The organism is Zoogloea sp. (genome assembly GCF_041914405.1).
Taxonomy (GTDB): Bacteria; Pseudomonadota; Gammaproteobacteria; order Burkholderiales; family Rhodocyclaceae; genus Zoogloea.
The window spans coordinates 1-21,489 of the sequence record NZ_JAYSDK010000036.1 but is presented as its reverse complement, the minus strand read 5'-3'; the positions used below and the strand labels follow the sequence as shown (position 1 = coordinate 21,489).

Sequence of the window (21,489 nt, the reverse complement as noted above, 5' to 3'; positions counted from 1 at the left end):
CATGGCACCAGAAATGGACCAGACGCACCCTAGAAAACAAAAAAGCCAACCGACTGGTTGGCTTAAATGCTTGAATTCTTTGGGGTTTTTGGTGGGTCGGGCGAGATTCGAACTCGCGACCAACGGATTAAAAGTCCGCTGCTCTACCGACTGAGCTACCGACCCCGGAAGAGATGCGCATTATAGCCACTAGTTTAGCTTTGTCAACCGGTCTGTGGCTGGATCTCGTGGGGGTATAAGCGTCCCGCACGGTGTCCATGTTTGTGTTGTGCCCGACCGCTGGTTCAGCGGTAGGACGTTGGGTCGGGCAGGCCCGCTGCCTCGAAACCGGCCCGGCGCAGTCGGCAGGCGTCACACAGTCCGCAGGCACGGCCGTCGTTATCGGCCTGGTAGCACGACACGGTAAGACCGTAATCGACCCCCAGCGCGGTGCCGCGCCGCACGATGTCGGCCTTGGAAAGGTCGATCAGCGGTGCGTGGATGTGCAGCCGTTGTCCTTCGACCCCCGCTTTGGTGGCGAGGTTGGCCATGCGTTCGAAGGCTTCGATGAAGGCCGGTCGGCAGTCCGGATAGCCGGAGTAGTCGACGGCGTTCACTCCCACGTAGATGTCCCGCGCGCCGAGCACTTCTGCCCAGGCCATGGCGATGGACAGCATGATGGTGTTGCGGGCCGGTACGTAGGTGATCGGGATGCCGCCATCGACGCCTTCGGTCGGCACGGCGAGCGCCGGGTCGGTGAGGGCGGAGCCGCCGAACTGACCGAGGTCCACGTGGGCCACCCGGTGGCCGACGGCACCCAAGGCTTTGGCGACCCGTTGGGCTGCGGCCAGTTCGGCAGCGTGGCGCTGGCCGTATTCGACGGACAGGGCATAGGTATCGAAGCCGGCTGCGTTGGCAATCGCCAGGCAGGTGGCGGAATCGAGGCCGCCGGACAGCAGTACGACGGCGCGCGGACGTGGGGTGTTCATGGTGTCTCCGGGCAAGTCGGAAAATGGTAACGCCGACCGGCGGTCGGCGGGGTGAAACCGTGACGGTGATGCAATCAGCGTCCGGGTTCGTTGCCCCAGATGATCTTGTGCAGTTGCACCTGCATGCGTACCGGCAGGCGGTCGCGCAGGATCCAGGCGGCCAGGTCGGCCGGCTTGAGCTGGCCCTGCACCGGGGCGAGGAGGATCGGGCAGCGCTCGGTCAGGCCGTATGCGGCGATCTGCGCCTTGGCCCACTCGTAGTCCGCTTCGCTGGCGAGCACCAGTTTGAGCTCGTCGCGGAGGTTCAGCAGTGGGATGTTGCTGAGCAGATTGCGTTCGGATTCGCCGGAGCCCGGCGCCTTGAGGTCGACGATGCGCGACACGCGGGGATCTACGCCGCCGATGTCGAGGGCGCCGCTGGTTTCCAGGGAGACCGAGTAGCCGGCGTCGCACAGCGCAGTGAGCAGGGCCAGGCAGGATTTCTGGGCCAGCGGTTCGCCGCCGGTCACGCAGACCGTCTGGCAGCCGTAGCTGGCGATTTCGGCAAGAACGTCGTCCAGCGCGCGCGTGGTGCCGCCGGTGAAAGAGTATTCGGTGTCGCACCAGCTGCAGCGCAATGGACAGCCGGTAAGGCGGACGAAGACCGTCGGCAGCCCGCTCCGGGACGTTTCGCCCTGCAGTGAATGGAAGATCTCGGTGATGCGCAGCGTGACAGGGCGGCCGGATGAAGACATGGTGCTGGAAAAAGAAAGCCGCCCCGCGCATGGGCGGGGCGGTTGGGTTTGCTTCTGGTTGAGTTACTTCTTGAGGCGCTGGCGGGCGATCTGTGCCGCGGAGCTGTTGGGGTACTTGGCGAGCAGCCGTTCCAGGCTCTTGGTCGCGCCCTTGGCATCGTTCAGGCCCTGCTGAGCATTGGCCAGGCCGAGCAGGGCGTCGGGCGCGCGCGTGTCGTCCGGCCACTGGTTGGCGACCTTGGCGTAGTGCTCGGCAGCGCCGGCATTGTCCTTGGCCTGATAAAGGGCGCTGGCAGCCCAAAAATGGGCGTTCGGCTGGAAACCGCTGTTCGGGTAGTTCTTGAGGAAGGCGTTGAAGCCGGCGGCGGCGTCCTTGTACTTACCCGCCCGCAGTTGGTTCAGCGCGGCTTCATAGTCGCGGGTTTCGTTGGCCGGGTCGACGGCGGCCGTGGCTTGCTGGGGCTGAGCCTGCTGGGCGCCATCGCCGCTGCCTGGTGCCGATTCGAGTTTGCGCAGGCGGTTGTCGAGATCGACGTAGAAGTCCTTCTGGCGCTTGTTGGCGTTGGCCAGGTCGTTGGTCAGAACTTCATTCTCGCCGCGGAGGCGGGCGATTTCGGTCTTCAACTGTTCGATCTGGTTGGCGAAGTCGAGCTGGGCCCGGTTGTTCGCGTCTTCGAGCTTGGTGATGCGGGTGTTGAAGTCGTCGCGCATCTTGTTGATGCGCGCCCGCGCCTCGTCGTCGTCGAACAGGCCGGCATGGGCGTGGGCGCTGAACAGTCCGACCAGCAGCAGCGGCAGGAGGCGGCGGACCATCAGAATTCACCCGAGTAGAGCATGTCGCCACGGCGATTGGCGGCCCAGCAGGATTCGCTGGCTTCGCCGCAGCTGGGCTTTTCCTCGCCGAGGCTGACCGACTCGAGCTGGGCCTCGGAGACACCGAGCAGGGTCAGGGCTTTCTTCACCGCGTCGGAGCGCTTCTGGCCGAGGGCCAGGTTGTATTCGCGGCTGCCCCGTTCGTCGGTATTGCCTTGGATCAGCATCTTCATCTTCGGGTTGGCCAGCAGGAACTTGGCATGGGCCTCGATCAGCGCCTGATACTCGCTCTTGATCACGTAGCTGTCGTAGTCGAACAGCACGCTGCGCTTGGACAGGATGCTCTTCGGATCCTTCAGCGCGGCGATGCTGGTGCCGCTGGCGCTGCCCGCATCCACCGGCACGACACGGTTGTTGTCGATGCCGGAGGTGGATGCGCCGCTGGAGCGCTCTTCGACGGCCGCTCCGCCCTGATCGGCGTCGGTCTTGGGGGCTGACGAGCAGGCGGCCAGCAGGCCGACGGTGATCAGGGACAGCGTGAGACGGGCGAACTTCATGATGGACTCCGTGGGCAGTCGGGCGGGTTGGGGGTGGTCCGTTGGTCTTGTCAGTTGCGCGGCTGCGGACCCCAGGCGGGTTCGCGCACGTCGCCGGATTGTACCGACAGTCGTTGCTTCACACGACCGTCCGCAGATACCGCCGCCAGCACGCCGCGCCCGCCGGTTTCGGTGGCATAGAGGATCATGCGGCCGTTGGGGGCGAAGCTCGGCGATTCGTCCTTGGACGTGTCGGTGAGGATCTGGGTCTGGCGGGATGCCAGGTCGAGCATGGTGATCTGGAAGCGGCCACCGTTGCGGGACACATAGACCAGGCTCTTGCCATCCGGCGAGGGGCGCGGACTCACGTTGTAGCTCCCCTCGAAGGTGACGCGCTCGGCATTGCCCCCGCCGGCGGATACACGGTAGATCTGCGGGCTGCCGCCACGGTCGGAGGTGAAGTAGATCATGCCGTCGATGGACCAGGACGGCTCGGTGTCGATGCCGGACGAGGAGGCCAGACGCTGCACGCCGGAACCATCGGCATTCACGCTATAAAGCTGGGATTGACCGTCCTTGGTCAGCACCACGGCGAGGCGGCGGCCGTCCGGCGCCCAGGCAGGGGCGGAGTTGGAGCCCTTGAAGTTGGCGGCGACGTTGCGCTGGCCGGTGGCCAGGGAGTGAACGTAAACCACTGGTTTCTTGGACTCGAAGGACACATAGGCCAGGCGGGTGCCGTCCGGCGACCAGGCTGGGGAAATGATCGGCTCCTTGGAGGCGAGAGCAGTCTGCGCATTGCTGCCGTCGGCATCGGCGATCTGCAGCTCGTAGCGGGAGCCGACCTTCAGCACATAGGCGATGCGGGTGGAGAACACGCCGGGTTCGCCGGTCAGCTTCTCATAGATGAAGTCGGCGATGCGGTGGCCGGTTGCACGGTACTGGTTGGGGGCCATCGTCATCGCCTGGCCGCCGAGGCTGGCCTGCTTCTGGCTGTCGTGCAACTGGACCTGGACCTGGTAGCGGCCGCCGCTGCTCTGGGCAACGGTGCCGACCGCCACAGCGTCGGCGCCGCGGGAGCGGACCCGACCATAGTCCACCGGGGCATTGGCACCCATCGGCGACGGGCCGAGTTCGATCATCTTGAACAGGCCGCTGCGTTCCAGGTCGGCGCGGACGACGTCGGTGACCGCGCGGGGCAGGGCGTTTTCGCCTTCGAAGGCGGCAACCGCCACCGGCATGCGGTTGGCGCCGGCGCCGGTGATCTCGATGGCCAGCTGCGCCTGGGCGGCGGCCGAGGCCAGGACCAGCGCGCAGCCCGGGACGGCGCGGCGCAGGACGGTCAGGATGCGTTGATTCATGGGCATGGCTCGTGGGTTAGTCGCGAAGCGGATAGAACTTCAGCTCCAGCGTACGGTTGAACAGTTCGGGCTTGTCCGGCTTGGGCAGCGGGCTCGACTTCTGGATGGCCCGTTCGATAGCCCCATCGAGCTGCGCATTGCCGGTAGAGCGCTTCAGGCGCACCTCGATCACCGAGCCGTCGGGCAGCTGGTCCACGTAGAACAGCGCGAACGGATCGCCGCTGACGCCCGGCGGCAACACGATGTTGCCCTTCACCTTGGCGCGGATCTTCTCGATGTAGGCTTCGATGGCCTTGCTGCGCGCCGCGCTGGCTTTGGCTCCGGCAACCCGCGCAAGTTCCTCCTGGATCTGCTTGCTCTGGCTGGCGCTCTCGCTGTCGCGGGCCATCAACTCGCGCATGCGGCGGTCTTCCAGTTCCCTGCTGTGCTCGGCCTCCGACTTGGAGTTTTTGTCGGTCTTGACGTTCTTGTCCACCGGCTTGGCCGGTTTGTCCGTCTTGGACGGCTCGGACTTGGCTTCGGTCTTTGGCTTGGGTTCCGGTTTCTTCGGTTCGGGCTCGGGCTTCTTCTTCGGCTCCGGCTTGGGTTCGGGTTTAGGCTCTGGTTTTGGCTCGGGCTTTTTCTTCGGCTCGGGTTTGGGTTCCGGCTTGGGCTCAGGCTTCGGTTCGGGCTTGGGGGCAGGCTTCTTGTGTTCCGGCGTCTTGATGGCGATGTCCGGCTGCTTGCGCGCAGGCGGTTCATGCTCCGGTTCTGGCGCAGGCTTGATTGCTGCTTTCGGCGGAGGTGGTGTCACCGGGCGGGGCGGACGTGCCGGCGCCTCCTCTTCCACCGGGGGGGGAGGGGGAGGCGGAGGCAGGGCGGGCGATGCAGCGGCCGGCAATGGCGCCCCGACCAGGTCCACTTCTACGGTTTCCTGCAGGCGGTTCTGCCAGCGCACTCCGTAAAACAGGAACAGGCCGAGGGCGATATGCACAGCCGCGGCAAGCAGCAGGGAAGCCCACTTGCCACGTTCGTTGGCGGGTGGGGCAGGATTCATTGCTTGCCGACCTGGGTTTGCAGGCCGACCTTGTTGACGCCTGCGTTACGCAGGTCGTTGAGGGTGTTCATCACCTGCTCGTACTTGACGCTCTTGTCCGCGGCGATAACCACCGGCTGGCCGGGGTTGGCGGACACCACGGATTGCACTTCGGCGATCAGGTCCTGGCGGTTGAAGCTCTTCTCCGGCGCGTTGCTGGAGGCGCGCAGGCTCAGCTCGCCGTCCGGCTTGACCTGGACGATCATCGCGTCGGTAGGCGGAGCGGGCACCTTGTCCACACTGGGTAGATTTACCGAGCCGGACTGGATCATCGGCGCGGTGACCATGAAGATGACGAGCAGTACCAGCATCACGTCGATGTAAGGCACGACGTTGATCTGGTTCATCAGGCGGCGTTGACGCATGGCAGAGGGGCTCCGGTCAGCGCAGCTGGCGCTGGAGGATGTTCAGGAACTCCTCGGTGAAGCTTTCGAAGCGGATCGCGATGCGGTCGATGTCGTGGGCGAAACGGTTGTAGGCCACGACTGCCGGGATCGCCGCGAAAAGGCCGATGGCTGTGGCGACGAGGGCTTCGGCAATGCCCGGCGCCACGTGGGCGAGGGTTGCGGAGCCTACGTTGGAGAGGCCGCGGAAGGCGTTCATGATGCCCCACACGGTGCCGAACAGGCCGACGTAGGGCGACACCGAACCGACAGAGGCGAGGAAGGCCAGGTGGGCTTCCAGGTCGTCCACCTCGCGCTGGTAGGTGGCGCGCATGGCGCGGCGTGCGCCGTCCATGATTGCCCCGTGGTCGAGATTTTTGCCGCGCAGCTTGGCGAACTCCCGGTAGCCGGCTTCGAAGATCCGTTCCATGCCGGCGGCCTCGTGGCGGCTGGTGGCGGCGCTCTGGTAAAGGGCGTTGAGGTCGCCGCCGCTCCAGAAGTCACGTTCAAAGAGATCGGTCTTTTTCTTGGCGTCACGGATCTGGAACCACTTGCGGAAGATCCAGTACCAGGACATGAAGGAAACGGTGCCGAGGACGGCCATCACCAGCTTGACGAGCAGGCTGGCATTGGCGATCAGGGACAGAATGGAAAGGTCTTCAGTGACGTTCATCGGTTTCAACCAGGGTGGCGAACAGGGCGCGTACGGCGGGAGGGATCGGGGTGGGGCGTTTGGTGCTGGCGCGGATGCAGGCGATCGTGATGTTTGCCGCGAAAATCGTCGTGCCTCCGCAGCAAATCTGTTGGGCGAAGCTCAAACTGGCGTGGCCGAGTCTGGCGATCGTCGTCCGTACGTCGAGCAGGTCGTCGAGGGCCGCCGAGCGCAGGTAGTCCGCCTGTACGGTGCGCACCACAAATAGGATATCCTGCTCGGCAAGCAGCCGGTTCTGCTCGAAACCCACCTCACGCAGCACTTCGGTGCGGGCGCGTTCGCAGAACTTGAGATAGTTGGCGTAATAGACGACGCCGCCAGCGTCGGTGTCTTCGTAGTACACCCGGACCGGCAGCGAAAAGAGCTTCTTGCCCTCAACCGGAGCGGGGGGGGTCGATGCATGCATCGCAGCATTTTACCGCAGTGAAGGGCGGTTGCTGTAGCCGCCGCGGCGATTCAGTGTTGCAGAATGTAGGTGCCCACTTGCCGCTGACCGCCTAGGTGCCGTTGTAATTGCAGTGATCCTGTGCATAGAATCGCGCTCTTGATGAAAACTGGTGCGTTTCGTGCATTGGTTATATGTGCAGAGTAGTCTGCGCGTGATGGCGGATCGTGGCTGTTGGCCACGTATCCTGCGAGAGTCGCGGAAAGGGCCGACGTTCGGGATGGCCATCGGCACCCGGGCCCGACAGTCGATTCATGGGAGGAATGAGACATGGTTGCAACCACGACAAGCAATGAGAAGCTGCTTACCGAGGCCGAAATTCTGGCCATGCCGGAAGACGATTACATGAACCCGGCCCAGCTGGAGTTCTTCCGGGACCGTCTCACCAAGATGCGTGAAGAGCTTCTCGAGAACGCCGCCAGCACGGGCGCCAACCTGCGTGAAAACGAACTGGTGGCCGACCCGGCTGACCGTGCGACGGTCGAGGAGGAGCACGCCCTCGAACTGCGCGTGCGTGATCGCGAACGCAAGCTGCTGAAGAAGATCGACGAAGCACTGGGCCGCATTGCCGAAGGCGATTACGGCTGGTGCGAGGAAACCGGCGACCCGATCGGGATCGGCCGGCTGCTCGCCCGTCCGACGGCGACCCTGTCGATCGACGCCCAAGAGCGCCGCGAGCGGACCCAGAAGCTGTACGGGGAGTAAGTCGTCCCCGCAGGCCCCGCTGCCAGGCGGGGCCGCTCCCTATTTCATGAGCGTTTCGGCAAACCGCATCCCTGTCACCCTGCTTACCGGTTTCCTGGGGGCAGGCAAGACCACGCTCCTCAATCAGTTGCTGCGCCGCCCCGAAATGGCAGGCAGCGTGGTGCTGATGAACGAATTTGGTGCGGAGCCGATCGATCACCTGCTCGTCGAGCGCCTCGACGAAAACCTCGTCCTGCTTGAGTCGGGGTGCATCTGCTGCTCCGTACGCGGCGATCTGGCCCGCGCTCTACGTGACCTCTTCATGCGCCGGTTGCGCCGTCAGTTGCCGGCGCTCGAGCGGGTCGTCATCGAGACCACTGGGCTCGCCGATCCTGCGCCGGTGATCTTCACGCTGCAGCGGGACTTCTTCATCGCCGAGCGCTATGGCCTTGATGGCGTCGTGACCGTGGTTGATGCCCAGTTCGGGCTCGATCAGTTGGCGCGTCGGCCGGAAGCTGGCAAGCAGGTTGCGTTGGCAGACCGTCTGGTGATCGCCAAGTGCGATCTGGTGGACTCTGCGGCGCTTGATCGGCTGTCCGCGAGGCTTGGTCAGCTCAATCCGGGCGCACGGCAGATCCGTGCGATCGCCGGCCAGGTGGATCCGGCGGCGCTCATCGCTTGTGGTCGCGCGGAGGAGGGTGCCTCTGCCGAAATGAGCCGCTGGCTGGTGGATGCCACCGCGGCCGTACACGCCCGCCGTCCTTCCTATGCCCCGCCTGTTTCCCAGGCTGCGGTGCGTCACGACGAGGCGGTCCACGCCTTTATCGTAGGTTTTGACGCCCCAGTGCCGTGGGGCGAGTTCTCGGCGTCCCTTGACCTCCTGCAGACCCGCTTCGGTCCGCAACTGCTGCGCATCAAGGGCATCGTCAACGTCAGTGGCGAGGCAGTCCCGCGGGTCGTGCAGTGCGTGCATCACCTGCGTTATCCCGAGACCACCCTGCCGGCCTGGCCCGGGGATGACCGTCGCACGCGCCTGGTCTTCATCGTGCGGGATCTCGAGCAGGCTGTCGTCGAGCAGGCTTTCGAACATTTCCGCCAGTCCGGAAGGGCGGCAGCCTGATGCCTTACCAAGGCCGTCCTTCCACCGTGTTCCGCAGCGTGCTGGCGCTGCTGCTGGTGTGCGCCCAGGTCTTTGCGGCGGCCCACGCGCTAAGCCACGTCGGCGAACTGGCGAGCCTGGCGCGAAACGAATCAACAGCGGCGTCGGTGCCCTTCGAGGGCGGCATGCCCGCCGCCGAGCGTCACGAGCGCTGTCTGTTGTGCCTGGCTGCGGCCGACCTTGCGTCTGCCCTGCCGTCTACGTCGCCCTTCCTGCCGCCTGAGGCCTTGCCGCCTGCCCTGCTGGCGGACAGCCCGGTTGCGGGCTGGGTGGCACGCCTGCCGTGCCCGCATAGCCGCGGCCCTCCCATCTCTCCTGCCTGATCCGTTTTCCGACATCGGGACCGGTGCGCTTGCAGTGGCTGCGCCGGCCCGCCCCTATCCGGACCGATCCCAGGAGATCCGACCATGACTTTCGTACGACCGGGCGTGCTGTGTGCCGCCCTGGCCGCGGCTTTTCCTGCCGCGGCATCTGCTGCCACCGACGCCGACCTGAAGCAACTCCGCGAGCAGCTGCGCGAACTGCGCCAATCCTATGAACAGCGTATCCAGGCGCTGGAGCAGCGCCTGGCCGAAACCGAGAAGCAGGCCAGCCAGGCCGCCGCCAGCGCGGTAGAGGCGGGTACAACGGCCAATGCCGCCGTCCGCTCCGTCGTCCAGGCGGAGAGCCGGGCCGCCGAGGCCCAGGCCGCGGCCGACAGCGTGGCCCGTCGTCCCACCGGGGAAAGTGCCTTCAACCCGGCCGTCTCGTTGATCCTCGACAGCAAATTCACGCGCCTGCAGCGGGATCCTGCCTCCTATCGCATCGATGGCTTCATGCCATCCGGCGGCGAGATCGGACCACCCCGTAAGGGCTTCTCCCTCGGTGAGTCGGAACTGGCCTTCTCGGCCAACGTGGACCACCTGTTCCGCGGCAATGCACGCTTCTCGCTGGCCGAAGACAATGGCCAGGGCACGGTCGAGGTGGAAGAGGTCAATGTGGAGACGTTGGCCATGCCGGCCGGCCTCAAGCTGAAAGCCGGGCGCTTCCTGTCCGGGGTCGGCTACCTCAACCAGCAGCATCCCCATGAGTGGGATTTCACCGACGCGCCGCTGGCCTACAAGGCCTTCTTCGGGCCGCGCCTGCAGAACGACGGCCTCCAGCTGCGCTGGGTGGCGCCGACCGAGCTGTTCATGGAGTTCGGTACCGAAGTGGCAAGTGGCGAGCGTTTCCCCGGTGCCGAGCGTAAGGCCAATGGTGCCGGCCTGTGGACGGCCTTCGCTCACGTTGGCGGGGATATCGGCGATTCGTCGGCGTGGCGGGTTGGCCTGTCCCACGTACATAGCAATCCGCGGGAGCGCAGCTTCGAGGACAACGGTGTCAACAACGCTTTCTCCGGGCGCAGCCAGACCTGGATCGCCGATTTCGTCTACAAGTGGGCTCCCAACGGCAATAGCAGCGTGACCAACTTCAAGCTGCAGGGCGAGTATTTCCAGCGCCGCGAGACGGGTGAGCTGACCTACGACACGGATGGCGCCGCGGCCTCGTCGGCGGCCCGCTTCCGTCCGTCCGGCGGCTACCTGCAGGCGGTCTATCAGTTCATGCCGCGGTGGCGCGTCGGCGTGCGTGGCGACTGGCTGCGCAGCGGCACGACGGACCTGGGCACGCTTAGTGCGGCCGATCTTCCGATCCTGGCCGGCTACGATCCGCGCCGCCAGTCGGCGATGGTGGATTGGTCGCCGTCGGAGTTCTCGCGCCTGCGCTTGCAGGTGGCGCGCGACCAGTCGCGCAACGGGGAGGCCGACAACCAGGTTTGGCTGCAGTACATCATGAGCCTCGGCGCCCACGGCGCCCACAAGTTCTGAGGAGTGCAAGAATGTTCTCGAAAGCAATTCTGCGTCTGGCCGTCGTCCTGATGACCATCGCCGCGATGCCGGCATCCGCCGCCTTCAACGTGTTCGCCACTGTGCCCGAATGGGCTGCGCTGGCCCGAGAGATCGGAGGCGACAAACTCAATGTGTTTGCCGCCACCAATGCGCTGCAGGACCCGCACCGCATCGAGGCCAAGCCGTCGCTGATCGCGCGCGCGCGCAGCGCCCAACTGGTGATTGCTACCGGCGCGGACCTGGAGGTCGGCTGGCTGCCGGTGGTCCTGCGCGAAGCCGGCAATGCGGCGATCCAGCCGGGGCAGCCGGGTTATCTGGAAGCGGCGGCTGCGGTCCGTCTGCTGGAGATGCCGGCGCGTCTCGACCGGGCCGACGGCGACGTGCATCCGGGTGGCAATCCCCACATCCAGACCGATCCGCGCAACCTTCTGAAGGTGGCCGACATGCTGGCCGCCCGCCTGATCCAGCTGGATCCGGCCAACGCGGCAGCCTACAAGGCTGGCCTGGTCCGCTTCAGCGAGCGGTGGAAGGCGGCGATGGTCCGTTGGGAGCAGGCTGCTGCGCCGCTGCGCGGGGTGCCCGTGTGGGTTCAGCACCGTTCCTTTCCCTATATGGCTGACTGGCTGGGCTTGAAGGAACTCGGCGCACTGGAGCCAAAGCCCGGCGTCGAGCCGTCGAGTGCGCATCTGGCCAGCATCCTCGAGCGCCAGAAGGCGACCCCGGCGCGTCTGATCCTGCGGGCCGCCTATGCCCGTCCCAGCGCGTCGGAATGGCTCGGCGAGAGGGCGCACCTGCCGGTCGTCGTGCTGCCGTTTACGGTGGGGGGCGATGCGGAAGCGACTGACCTGTTCGCTCTCTTCGATGACACCGTCCGGCGCCTGCTGGCCGGGCTGAAGTAAGGGGGGCGGAATGGCCGGGGATGTCCTGCTGCGGGTGAGCGGACTGGTGGCGGGTTATGCCGCACCGGTTGCCGGGCCGCTGAGTTTCGCGCTGAACCGGGGGGAGATCCTCGGCCTTGCCGGCCCCAATGGGGCCGGCAAGTCCACGCTGCTGAAAGCCCTGTGGGGTGGCGTGAGGGTCTTTGAGGGGAAGGTCGAAAAGGCGCCAGGCCTGCAGATCTCTCACCAGGCCCAGGGCTTTGATGACCTGCGCGGGGTGCCACTCACCGGGCAGGAGTTGCTGGCGCTGACTGGTGCGACACCGGACGGTTTGCCATCCTGGCTCGCCGAAAGGCTGGACCGGCGTCTCGATCGCCTGTCCGGCGGCCAGTTGCAGTTCCTGCGCCTGTGGGCCTGCCTGACGGCACCGGCCGATCTGATCCTGCTCGACGAGCCGACCAACAACCTCGACCGGGCTGGTGTGGCCTACCTGATCGACTGGCTGGGACATGCCCATGCGGATCAGGGAATCGTCATCGTGTCCCATGACCACGGGCTGATCGATGAGGTATGTACACGCGTGGTGGAGGTCGGTGCATGAGTTTCGATCTGTTGTTCGACCCCCTGTTCCGGGTGCCCTTTTTCACCGGCCTGTTGCTGGCCGGGCTCCTGCCGCTGATCGGCATGTACCTGCGCCTGCGCAACGAGTGGCTGGCAGCGCTGGCCTTCGCCCAGATGGCCTCGGCCGGCGCGCTGCTGGCGATGGTCCTCGACTGGCCGATGGTGGCCGGTGGCGTGCTGGCGGCCTTGCTGGCGGCCTTGCTGAAAGGGCTGGCGGCGCGTGCCGGCGCCAATGCCTATGCGTTGATGATGTTGTTGGCCTGGGCCGGTGGCGTGCTGCTGGTGGCCAACCACCCGCTGGCCGAACAGGCCGGCCACGCCCTGTTCGACGGCCAGTTGTATTTCACCGGTGAGGGTCATCTGGCGGCGGCCGCCATCATCTGCGTGGTGGTTCTCCCGCTGCTGGCCTGGCTGTCCCGGCCGCTGCTCCTCGGGCGCTTTTTTCCAGCCTTTTATCTGGCACGGGGACGCAGTGAGCGGCCTCGCCTGATGCTCTTCGATCTGCTCGCCGGCTTGGCGGTGGCCCTGGCAACGGTCAGCCTCGGCGTGATGGCGGCCTTCGCGCTGGTGTTCGTGCCGCCGCTGATCGCCTACCGATTCGGCAGCAGTTGGCGCGCCGGGCTAGGCTGGTCGGCGGTGATCGGTATGGCGGGCTATGCCTGCGCCTTTGCGGTTTCCCTGGGCTTCGACCAACCCTTCGGACCGGTATGCGTATTGCTGATGGTTATGCTATTTGTCGTTTCGTCCGTGAAATACGACCGGATGTAAAACAGCGATTGGGTGCTTTGGAGAGTGGTATCCTCTTTAATTGTCAAAAGTAATTACCGCGGAGGAAAGTGGAGTGGTGCTACCGTTTTTCGGCAAGAAGCCTGTACCTGCCGGAAGTCCTGCACCCCGTTCCCGGGCTTCGACGGGATCCGCAGCGCCATCGGCGCCTCCGCCGTCGACCAAGCCTCCGCGCCCTTCCGCATCCCGCTCACCGGGGCCCCGTACCGAATCCTCGTCCCTCGAGTTCACTGTCGCCGGTGGCGACCTCAATCGGGTGCTGGCTCAGTGTGCCGACAAGGTGCATATCGAGGAGGGCGTCGAGGAGATGTCCCCGTCGGCCGAGGAAGCGGCCATTCTTTACGCCAATGGCGGCTATGAAGACGCGCGCTCGGTGCTGGAGCATGCGCTCGATACGACGATCCCGAGCGATGCCCGCTTTGCGCTGTGGGGTATGCTGCTCGACCTGCTCCGCCTGACCGGCCAGAAGGAGCGTTTCGAGACCCTGAGCCTCACATTCGCCACCGAATTCGAGCGTTCTCCGCCCGCTTGGCAGGATCTCTCCCTGCAGGCCTCGCGGGGCAACGAAGCCAAGGTCCAGACGGTCAACCTGTCCGGTGTGCTGGGGGCCCAGGCGGCTGCCCAGTTTGCCCAGCTGATCCAGATCGGCATGCGCAACGGCGCGCTGCGTATCGACCTTACTCGCCTGCGCGGCGTCGACAATGCCGGTGCGGAGTTGTTGCTGCGCGCCGTCCGCGGGCTGCGTCGGGCCAAGATCAAGCTGTCCCTGCTCGGTGCGCCGCATCTGGCAAGCGTGCTGGGTGGCATGGTGAAGAGCGGCAAGCGCGAGAACCAGACCATCTGGCTACTGTTCCTCGAGATCCTGCAGTACACCGACCAGCAGGAGCGTTTCGAGGAGCAGGCCCTTGAGTACGCGATGACCTTCGAGGAGTCGCCGCCATCCTGGGAGCCGCCGCCAGCGGTGACCGACAGCCAGATCGAGGCCGACTCCCTGGCCGTCGAGATGAGCGATACCTATGTGCTGGAGGGTGAGGTGACCGGTCCCAATTCCGACATCCTGCGCAAGATCTCCAGCTTTGCTCACAACCGCAACAAGGTGGATGTGGACTGTAGCCGCCTGCGCCGTATGGACTTCGTGTCCGCCGGCACGCTGTTCAACGTGATCTCGCAATTACACGCCCAGGGGCGGCTGGTGGTCCTGAAGAGCGTCAACTCGATGGTGGCTGCCCTGATGCAGGTGATGGGCGTGCACCAGGTGGCGCGCATCGAGCTGCGCGGCTAAGGCCGCGGCGGGTTTGTCCGGTTGATAATTTGCGGCCCGGCAGGGCTTGCAATCCCTTTTTCCGCCCCCAGATCGTTGCGATGGAACAATATCACGGCACAACCATTCTCTCGGTCCGGCGTGGCCGGCACGTGGCCCTTGGTGGCGACGGCCAGGTCACGCTCGGCAACATCGTCATCAAGGCCAGCGCCCGCAAGGTCCGCAAGCTCTATCAGGACCGCATCCTGGCTGGCTTTGCGGGTGGCACCGCGGATGCCTTCACGCTGTTCGAGCGCTTTGAGGCCAAGCTCGAGAAGCACCAGGGTAACCTGGTGCGCAGTGCCGTCGAGCTTGCCAAGGACTGGCGTACCGACCGTGCGCTGCGCCGCCTGGAAGCCATGCTGGCGGTGGCCGACCTGGACAACTCCCTGATCATCACCGGCAACGGCGACGTATTGGAGCCGGAGCAGGGCATCGTTGCCATCGGCAGCGGCGGTGCCTACGCCCAGTCGGCGGCGCGCGCCCTGATCGAGAACACCGAGCTGGCGCCCGAAGAGGTCATCAAGAAGTCCCTGACCATCGCCGGCGACCTGTGCATCTACACCAACCAGTGCCATACCATCGAGGTGCTGACCCCATGACCCAGATGACGCCTCCGGAGATCGTCTCCGAACTCGACAAGCACATCGTCGGCCAGGGCAAGGCCAAGAAGGCTGTTGCAGTGGCCCTGCGCAACCGCTGGCGGCGCGCCCAGGTAGCCGAGCCGCTGAAGAGCGAGATTACTCCCAAGAACATTCTGATGATCGGGCCGACCGGTGTCGGCAAGACCGAAATCGCCCGCCGCCTGGCTCGCCTCGCCAACGCGCCCTTCATCAAGGTCGAAGCGACCAAGTTCACCGAGGTCGGCTATGTGGGCCGCGACGTCGACACCATCATCCGCGACCTGGTGGAAATCGCCATCAAGGGCCATCGCGAACAGGCCATGAAGAAGGTCCGCGACCGGGCGCTGGATGCTGCCGAGGATCGTGTGCTCGACATCCTGCTGCCGCCGGCCCGGCCGACCATCGGTTTTGGCGAGGAGGCCGCCCCGGTCGCCGAAGATAACGCCACCCGCCAGAAATTCCGCAAGAAGCTGCGCGAGGGCGAACTCGACGAGAAGGAGATCGAACTCGAAGTGTCCGTGCCGGGTATGACCGCCGAGATCCTCGCGCCCCCGGGCATGGAAGAGCTCACTGGCCAGCTGCAGAGCATGTTCCAGAACATGGGCGGCGGGAAGAAGAAATCCCGCAAGCTGAAGATCAGCGACGCCATCAAGCTGCTCGCCGATGAAGAAGCGGCCAAGCTGGTCAATGAGGAAGATCTCAAGACCGAGGCGCTGCGGATGGTCGAGCAGAACGGCATCGTCTTCCTCGACGAGATCGACAAGATTGCCACCCGCTCCGACAGCCACGGCGCCGACGTCTCGCGCCAGGGCGTGCAGCGCGACCTGCTGCCGCTGGTGGAAGGCACGACGATCAGCACCAAGTACGGGATGATCAAGACCGACCATATCCTGTTCATCGCCAGCGGGGCCTTCCACCTGTCCCGCCCGAGCGACCTGATCCCCGAACTGCAGGGTCGTTTCCCGATTCGTGTCGAGCTGGAGTCCCTGTCCGTCGAGGATTTCGAGCGCATCCTGACCCAGACCGATGCTTGTCTGACCCGCCAGTACCAGGCCCTGCTGGCCACCGACGAGGTCAGCCTCGAGTTCGCGCCGGAAGGCATCCGCCGCCTGGCCGAGATCGCCTTCCAGGTGAACGAGAAAACCGAGAACATCGGTGCCCGCCGCCTGTATACGGTGATGGAGAAGCTGCTCGAGGAGCTGGCGTTTGAAGCCGGCAAGGCCGGAGCGCAGAAGGTGCTGGTCGACGCGGCCTACGTGGACGCCCGCCTCGAGGTGCTGGCTCAGCGCGAAGACCTCGCCCGCTACGTGCTGTAATACGCCGCCCTCGCGCGATGGAATGAAATGAGGGGCTGCCCGGGCAGCCCCTCATTTCATTTGCAGGATGAATCGCGTATATGTGTGACGGCACGCAACCACTGGGAGGGGGCGGCGTGTCGCTTTCCTCAACTATTTGCTTGCATCCCCCATGCTCCTCCGCATTGTCTCCATCCTGTTCCCGCTGTTTGCCATCACCACGGTCGGCTATCTGGTCGGCAAGCGTTCCCGCCCGGACCTGTCACACGCCAACAAGCTGAACCTGGACGTCTTCGTGCCGGCACTGATATTTGCCGCGCTCGCCAACAAGTCCTTTCATATCGTCGAATACCTGCCGCTGCTTTGGGTGACGCTGGCCCTGGTGATCGGCTCGGGGGTCGTTGGCTGGTGGGTTGCCAAGCTGCTGGGTTTGGATCCGAAAACCTTCATGCCGCCGATCATGTTCAACAACTGCGGCAACCTGGGGCTGCCGCTGGCGGTGCTGGCCTTCGGCGAGCAGGCGTTGGCACCGGCGGTGGTGATGTTCATGGTCTCAAACCTGCTGCATTTTTCCTTTGGCGCCTGGCTGCTGGATCACCACACGAAGCTGGGCAATGTCTGGAAAGTACCGTCGGTGCTGGCCACCGTGGCCGGCCTCGCGGTGGGCATCGCCGGTATCGAGGTGTGGCCGCCGGCGATGCTGGCGATCAAGATGCTCGGCGATATCTCGATCCCGCTGATGCTGTTTGCGCTGGGGGTGCGTCTCACCGAATCGCGCATCGCCGAGATCCGTCTTGGCCTGCTCGGCGCCGTGGCGCGGCCATTGATCGGCATGGCGCTGGCCGCCGGGCTGATGTTGCTGGTGCCCTTGGCGCCGCAGGAGCGGGCGCTGCTGCTGGTGTTCGGCGCGCTGCCGCCGGCGGTGCTTAATTACATGTTCGCCGAGCGCTACAACCAGGAGCCGGAGAAAGTCGCCTCCATCGTGCTGATCGGCAACCTGACGGCGCTCGGCTTCCTGCCGCTGGCGCTGGCCATCGGCCTATAGGCTCTGGTTTTAAGCTCAGTATTCGCCGGTGAAGCGCCCCATCTGGCGGCGGTCGCGCTTGGTCGGGCGGCCGTGCAGGTCGGCACCCGGGGTGGCGGCCAACTGGCGCTGTTCTTTCTGGCTCTCCCGCGCGGCGATGCTGTCGGCGGTTTCCTCGTAAAGGCCCTGGGCGACTGGGGCGCTGCCGCGCTTGTCGGCGATACCCTTCACGACCACCTTGAAGTGGGTTTCGGCGAGCTGGATGTCCACGGTGTCGCCGATCTTCACTTCCTTGGCCGGCTTCACGCGGATGCCGTTGAGCTGGATCTTGCCGCCGTCCACGGCCTCGGTGGCTAGTGTGCGGTGCTTGTAAAAACGCGCCGCCCACAGCCACTTGTCGAGGCGGACGCGATCATCGGGATTGTCTGAAGGTTTCATTCCTTGACTGGCCGTTTGGCCAGTTTCCGTTGCAGGGTGCGTCGGTGCATTTTAAGCGCACGCGCAGTGGCTGACACATTGCCGTCGTGTTCGGCGAGCACCCGCTGGATGTGCTCCCACTCCAGCCTATCCACCGACATCGGGCTGGCGGCCACCTCGTCATCGATGACCACCTCGGTCGCGTTGAGGGCCTTCAGGATCGCGTCCACGTCGGCCGGCTTGGCCAGGTACTGGGTGGCGCCGAGCTTGATCGCATCCACCGTGGTGGTGATGCTGGCGTAGCCGGTGAGGACCAGTATGCGGCAGTCCGGATTCACCGCCAGAAGCGGCTCGATCAGGCGCAACCCCGAGCTGCCGCCGATGTTGAGATCGAGCACCACGTATTCCGGCTCGTGCTGGCGGGCCAGCGCCAGTGCCGTCTCGGGTTCCTGGGCTCCGAAGACGGCGAAGCCGCGCTGGCCGAGGGCACGGGTCAGCACGCGGTTGAAGGCGGGGTCGTCGTCGATGACGAGAATGTGGGGTGCGTCTGGCTGAGTCATGGGCGAAGGGCGGGCAGGGGAAGGGTGAGTGTGGCGACGGTGCCGCCACCATCTCGGGGCGTGAAGACGATCTGGCCGCCGCAGCGTTCGACAGCGCCAAAGGCCAGCAGCAGGCCGATGCCGAGCCCTTCGCTGCGGCTGTCGAGTGCCTGGCGTCCTGCCTGTGGCTGCAGGGCGTCGGGCATCCCTGGGCCGCGGTCCAGTACGCGGACTACCAGGGCGTCGTCGGTGACCGCGGCATCGAACTCGACGCCACTCGGGCAGGCGTCGGCGGCGTTGTTGACGAGGTTGTGGAGGGCCTGTTCCAGCGTGGTGTCGGCGATCAGGGCCGGTGCCGGCTTACCGCAGTCGCAGTGGACCGTCAGTGGGACATGGGGGCGCAGGCTGCGCCAGCGTTCAGCGATGCCTAGCAGCCAGGCGTCGGCGGGCAAGGTCTCGCCACCTTCGGCGCGCAGGCTGCCGGCGCGCAGGGTCAGGCCACCCAGGATGGTCTTGCAATGGGCGATCTGTTCGCGCAGCAGTTCGGCGTCGGCGCGGGTGTCGTCGTCTAGTTCCGGATTGCGGGCCAACTCACCGGCCACGATGGCCATCGTGGCGAGGGGCGTTCCCAGCTCGTGTGCGGCGCCGGCGGCGAGATTGCCGAGGGCCACGATGCGTTCGTTGCGCAGGCGGGCCTCACGGGCTTCAGACAGGGCCTGGTCGCGCAGACGGATAGCGGCGGTCATGCGCACTACGTACCAAACGATGACCCCGGCCGACAGCGCGAAGGTCAGCCACATGCCGGCCAGGTGCCAATGCACGGCCAAGCCCGAGTCGTAGATGTCCAGCTGTTCGTTGAACTCCCAGAGGAGCGAGTAGGCGGCGACCGCCAGCACCGCCAGCAGCCAGGCCCACGGAGCGGACAGGGTGGCGGCGCCGATGGCCACCAGCGGCAGCAGCAGGGAGATCAGCGGATTGGTCGCGCCGCCAGTGAAGTACAGGAAGGCGCTCCAGCCAAGGAGATCCACCGCCAGCTGCAGGAACAGCTCGATGCCGCGCACTTCGCTGAGTCGGCACGCCCGAAACTGGCTGGCCCCGTTGAACAGCGCCAACACCAGCCAGATGTCGAGCAGCGGGCGCGCCGGCAGCGGGATGTCGAGCAGCCAGGGCACCGCGACGATGGTCGTCAGCATCCCGCCCAGGGACAGCCAGCGCAGGCCGATCAATCGGCGCAGCGCGTCGGTGGGGCGGAGGGGGCTGTCGGCGAGTATCGGTAGCGGCATCGGGCCATTATCCCCGAAGCGGGGGGAGGGAAAGCGCCGGCAGGCAAGGTGACAGGGCGCCGGGGGGAGCGGCGTGCCTGCCGGTGGAGCGCACTTTAGCGGGCCTTCCTGCCAGCGGGAATGCGGTTGATTGTCGCAGGTGGCGCATTCCTTGCTGACTGCATGTCGGCGCCTGTCTTGGCAGGCGTTTTTGGAGGGCTTGCGACGACAAAGCCGCCCGTCGTGTCGGGTTTTGTCGGAAACCGCGCAGCCCTGGCATTCGACCCGTATTTGCACAGGAAGAACCGTATGGCTATCAAGGATATCAAGGCCTTTTCCGATCTGGCCCGTACCAACCCTGAACTGAAGGACAAGCTCGCCGCCTGTCAGAAGATCCGTGAAATGCTGACCCTGGCGAAGGAGTACGACTTCAACCTCGACGAGCAGGAACTCTACCCGCCCAATGAGCCGCAGTTCACGCCGGAGCAGTTGTCCGAGCGCATGGTGAAGGCCCTGCTGCGCGCTTGATTCGCGAAGGCCATCGTGGCGTGGCCGATGGCGCGGCAGGATGGCCAGAACTATTTTTGTGTCGTGATGCAAATAGTGTTTGCGTTGGCGCGGGTTTCAGTGCACAGTGCGGCCTTGCGATCTTCAAGAAGTAGTGTTGTTGTTGTCTGGTTCAGTATCCGCAGTCCTGCGGTTGTCTTCCCTTCATCACCCCGCCGTCTTGAGCTTCGCCCTGCCCTCGGGGCAACTCCGTTATTTTTTTGTTTGAGGATATTCAAAATGGCAACTGGTACCGTGAAGTGGTTCAACGACGCTAAGGGCTTCGGTTTCATCACCCCGGAAGGTGGCGGCGACGATCTGTTCGCTCACTTCTCCGCCATTCAGTCCAAGGGTTTCAAGACCCTGGCTGAAGGTCAGCGCGTTGTCTTCGACATCGTGTCCGGCCCGAAGGGTCAGCAGGCCGCCAACATCCGCGCCGCCGAGTAATTCCGGCCTGACGGAGCAGTCCTGCCACGGCAGGATTGCGATACAAAAAGCCCAGCATTTGCTGGGCTTTTTGCATTCTGGCCGCTTGTACCGTGCCCCGGCGTGCAGCCAAAAAAAGCGGGCGCCCCAAGGGGCGCCCGAAACATTTCCTCGAGGGGGATGGAGGAAAGATAAGGGATTGGCTCCGTTCTCAGTGGGCGCTGGCTGCTGCGGCGCCGATGCCGGTCTGGGAACGCACGTACTGGTCATCAAAGCCAGCCTTGTCGGTCTTGGAGCGGGCGCTGCTGTCGGTCACCGAGAACAACCAGGTGAAGAAGAAGGCCAGCGGCATCGAGAACAGGGCCGGTTGCTCGTACGGGAAGATCGGTGCGGCATTGCCGAGCACCACCACCCACACGGCCTTGGACAGCACCACGAAACCCACCGCCGAGATCAGCCCCACCAGGCCACCAAGTAGGGCTCCACGGGTCGTCAGGCCCTTCCAGTACATGGACAGGATCAGGATCGGGAAATTGGTGGAGGCGGCGATACCGAAGGTCAGGCCGACCAGGAAAGCGATGTTCTGCTTCTCGAACAGGATGCCGAGCAGCACAGCGACGACGCCGAGGGCTACGGTGGCAAGCTTGGAAACACGCATCTCCTGGGTTTCGGTGGCGCTGCCCTTGCAGATCACCCGGGCGTAGATGTCGTGGGCGATGGCCGAGGCGCCAGCCAGCGCCAGGCCGGACACAACCGCCAGGATGGTGGCGAAAGCGACCGCCGACATGAAGCCGAGGAACAGATTGCCGCCGACCGCCTTGGCCAGGTGCATCACCGGCATGTTGCCGCCGCCGATCAGCTTGCCGGCGGTATCACCACCCTCGAAGAACTCAGGGTTGGTGCCGACGATGACGATCGCCATAAGGCCCAGCGCGCACACCACCATGAAGAAGTAGCCGATGCAGCCGCTCGCCACGAAGACGCTCTTGCGGGCTTCCTTGGCGTTGGGCACGGTGAAGAAGCGCATCATGATGTGCGGC

Annotated in this window: 25 protein-coding genes, 1 tRNA gene and 1 pseudogene; 13 read left to right on the top strand and 14 right to left on the bottom strand. The window is 65.1% G+C overall.

The features are described from left to right. Window positions 1-89 precede the first annotated feature (89 nt). From ACE3RX_RS18930 to ybgC, 10 genes are all read right to left on the bottom strand, one after another. Window positions 90-165 (bottom strand) — tRNA-Lys (locus ACE3RX_RS18930). A 119-nt stretch (window positions 166-284) separates the two neighbouring features. Beyond that, on the bottom strand, window positions 285-968 hold the full coding sequence (gene queC, locus ACE3RX_RS18925; RefSeq protein ID WP_374486522.1) for a 7-cyano-7-deazaguanine synthase QueC: 684 nt from the start codon (window positions 966-968) through the stop codon (window positions 285-287). Window positions 969-1,042: 74 nt separating this feature from the next. Further along, a complete protein-coding gene (gene queE, locus ACE3RX_RS18920; protein WP_374486521.1) occupies window positions 1,043-1,702 on the bottom strand; it encodes a 7-carboxy-7-deazaguanine synthase QueE in 660 nt (219 codons plus the stop codon). A 63-nt stretch (window positions 1,703-1,765) separates the two neighbouring features. Continuing rightward, the gene (gene ybgF, locus ACE3RX_RS18915) at window positions 1,766-2,515 is read right to left on the bottom strand and encodes a tol-pal system protein YbgF (protein WP_374486520.1); all 750 of its coding nucleotides are present in this window, start codon (window positions 2,513-2,515) and stop codon (window positions 1,766-1,768) included. Next, window positions 2,515-3,072 (bottom strand): peptidoglycan-associated lipoprotein Pal, encoded by a 558-nt coding sequence (pal, locus tag ACE3RX_RS18910; RefSeq protein WP_374486519.1) that lies wholly within the window; start codon window positions 3,070-3,072, stop codon window positions 2,515-2,517. The genes ybgF and pal overlap by 1 nt, the downstream gene beginning before the upstream one ends. A gap of 50 nt (window positions 3,073-3,122) precedes the next feature. Continuing rightward, entirely contained in the window at window positions 3,123-4,409 is a 1,287-nt protein-coding gene (tolB, locus tag ACE3RX_RS18905) for a Tol-Pal system beta propeller repeat protein TolB (protein WP_374486518.1), read from the bottom strand. A gap of 16 nt (window positions 4,410-4,425) precedes the next feature. After that, complete coding sequence (locus tag ACE3RX_RS18900) at window positions 4,426-5,445, bottom strand: TonB C-terminal domain-containing protein (protein ID WP_374486517.1); 1,020 nt, start codon at window positions 5,443-5,445, stop codon at window positions 4,426-4,428. Next, the gene (gene tolR / locus ACE3RX_RS18895; protein WP_374486516.1) at window positions 5,442-5,849 is read right to left on the bottom strand and encodes a protein TolR; all 408 of its coding nucleotides are present in this window, start codon (window positions 5,847-5,849) and stop codon (window positions 5,442-5,444) included. Before tolR ends, ACE3RX_RS18900 begins: the two co-directional genes overlap by 4 nt. A gap of 16 nt (window positions 5,850-5,865) precedes the next feature. Next, window positions 5,866-6,540, bottom strand: a complete 675-nt coding sequence (gene tolQ, locus ACE3RX_RS18890) for a protein TolQ (protein ID WP_374486515.1) — start codon at window positions 6,538-6,540, stop codon at window positions 5,866-5,868. Next, complete coding sequence (ybgC, locus tag ACE3RX_RS18885; protein WP_374486514.1) at window positions 6,527-6,985, bottom strand: tol-pal system-associated acyl-CoA thioesterase; 459 nt, start codon at window positions 6,983-6,985, stop codon at window positions 6,527-6,529. Before ybgC ends, tolQ begins: the two co-directional genes overlap by 14 nt. Window positions 6,986-7,294: 309 nt before the next feature. On the opposite strand from ybgC, the gene dksA reads away from it, so the two are divergent. The 11 genes from dksA to ACE3RX_RS18830 all read left to right on the top strand — a co-directional run bounded on the left by dksA (window position 7,295) and on the right by ACE3RX_RS18830 (window position 17,280). Beyond that, window positions 7,295-7,729: an RNA polymerase-binding protein DksA gene (gene dksA, locus ACE3RX_RS18880; RefSeq protein ID WP_374486513.1), complete on the top strand. Its 435-nt coding sequence runs from the start codon at window positions 7,295-7,297 to the stop codon at window positions 7,727-7,729. Window positions 7,730-7,775: 46 nt separating this feature from the next. Next, a complete protein-coding gene (locus tag ACE3RX_RS18875; RefSeq protein WP_374486512.1) occupies window positions 7,776-8,828 on the top strand; it encodes a GTP-binding protein in 1,053 nt (350 codons plus the stop codon). After that, a complete protein-coding gene (locus ACE3RX_RS18870) occupies window positions 8,828-9,190 on the top strand; it encodes a hypothetical protein (protein ID WP_374486511.1) in 363 nt (120 codons plus the stop codon). Before ACE3RX_RS18875 ends, ACE3RX_RS18870 begins: the two co-directional genes overlap by 1 nt. Before the next feature lie 84 nt (window positions 9,191-9,274). After that, window positions 9,275-10,711: a hypothetical protein gene (locus ACE3RX_RS18865; protein WP_374486510.1), complete on the top strand. Its 1,437-nt coding sequence runs from the start codon at window positions 9,275-9,277 to the stop codon at window positions 10,709-10,711. 11 nt (window positions 10,712-10,722) lie between these two features. Then, window positions 10,723-11,631 carry a metal ABC transporter substrate-binding protein gene (locus ACE3RX_RS18860; protein WP_374486509.1) on the top strand — a complete coding sequence of 303 codons (909 nt, stop codon included), beginning with the start codon at window positions 10,723-10,725 and terminating at the stop codon, window positions 11,629-11,631. Between the two features lie 10 nt (window positions 11,632-11,641). Further along, window positions 11,642-12,211, top strand: coding sequence for an ATP-binding cassette domain-containing protein (locus ACE3RX_RS18855; RefSeq protein ID WP_374486508.1), 570 nt, complete (start codon window positions 11,642-11,644; stop codon window positions 12,209-12,211). Next, window positions 12,208-12,999, top strand: coding sequence for a metal ABC transporter permease (locus ACE3RX_RS18850; protein WP_374486507.1), 792 nt, complete (start codon window positions 12,208-12,210; stop codon window positions 12,997-12,999). The genes ACE3RX_RS18855 and ACE3RX_RS18850 overlap by 4 nt, the downstream gene beginning before the upstream one ends. A gap of 274 nt (window positions 13,000-13,273) precedes the next feature. Next, the gene (locus tag ACE3RX_RS18845; RefSeq protein ID WP_374486506.1) at window positions 13,274-14,299 is read left to right on the top strand and encodes an STAS domain-containing protein; all 1,026 of its coding nucleotides are present in this window, start codon (window positions 13,274-13,276) and stop codon (window positions 14,297-14,299) included. Between the two features lie 80 nt (window positions 14,300-14,379). Then, window positions 14,380-14,919, top strand: coding sequence for an ATP-dependent protease subunit HslV (gene hslV, locus ACE3RX_RS18840; RefSeq protein ID WP_374486505.1), 540 nt, complete (start codon window positions 14,380-14,382; stop codon window positions 14,917-14,919). Then, entirely contained in the window at window positions 14,916-16,256 is a 1,341-nt protein-coding gene (gene hslU, locus ACE3RX_RS18835) for an ATP-dependent protease ATPase subunit HslU (protein ID WP_374486504.1), read from the top strand. The genes hslV and hslU overlap by 4 nt, the downstream gene beginning before the upstream one ends. A gap of 151 nt (window positions 16,257-16,407) precedes the next feature. After that, on the top strand, window positions 16,408-17,280 hold the full coding sequence (locus ACE3RX_RS18830) for an AEC family transporter (RefSeq protein WP_374486503.1): 873 nt from the start codon (window positions 16,408-16,410) through the stop codon (window positions 17,278-17,280). 15 nt (window positions 17,281-17,295) lie between these two features. On the opposite strand, the gene ACE3RX_RS18825 is transcribed toward ACE3RX_RS18830, so the two are convergent. The 3 genes from ACE3RX_RS18825 to ACE3RX_RS18815 are packed head-to-tail and all read right to left on the bottom strand — an operon-like array spanning window position 17,296 to window position 19,498. After that, a complete protein-coding gene (locus tag ACE3RX_RS18825) occupies window positions 17,296-17,697 on the bottom strand; it encodes an RNA-binding S4 domain-containing protein (RefSeq protein WP_374486502.1) in 402 nt (133 codons plus the stop codon). Next, a complete protein-coding gene (locus ACE3RX_RS18820) occupies window positions 17,694-18,236 on the bottom strand; it encodes a response regulator transcription factor (protein ID WP_374486501.1) in 543 nt (180 codons plus the stop codon). Before ACE3RX_RS18820 ends, ACE3RX_RS18825 begins: the two co-directional genes overlap by 4 nt. Next, a complete protein-coding gene (locus tag ACE3RX_RS18815) occupies window positions 18,233-19,498 on the bottom strand; it encodes an ATP-binding protein (RefSeq protein WP_374486500.1) in 1,266 nt (421 codons plus the stop codon). The genes ACE3RX_RS18820 and ACE3RX_RS18815 overlap by 4 nt, the downstream gene beginning before the upstream one ends. Before the next feature lie 288 nt (window positions 19,499-19,786). On the opposite strand from ACE3RX_RS18815, the gene ACE3RX_RS18810 reads away from it, so the two are divergent. Next, the gene (locus ACE3RX_RS18810) at window positions 19,787-20,005 is read left to right on the top strand and encodes a Nif11-like leader peptide family natural product precursor (protein ID WP_374486499.1); all 219 of its coding nucleotides are present in this window, start codon (window positions 19,787-19,789) and stop codon (window positions 20,003-20,005) included. 258 nt (window positions 20,006-20,263) lie between these two features. After that, the gene (locus ACE3RX_RS18805) at window positions 20,264-20,470 is read left to right on the top strand and encodes a cold-shock protein (protein WP_374486498.1); all 207 of its coding nucleotides are present in this window, start codon (window positions 20,264-20,266) and stop codon (window positions 20,468-20,470) included. A 190-nt stretch (window positions 20,471-20,660) separates the two neighbouring features. Here ACE3RX_RS18805 and ACE3RX_RS18800 read toward each other — a convergent pair. Next, window positions 20,661-21,489: pseudogene (locus ACE3RX_RS18800) on the bottom strand (cation acetate symporter); the annotation flags it as partial.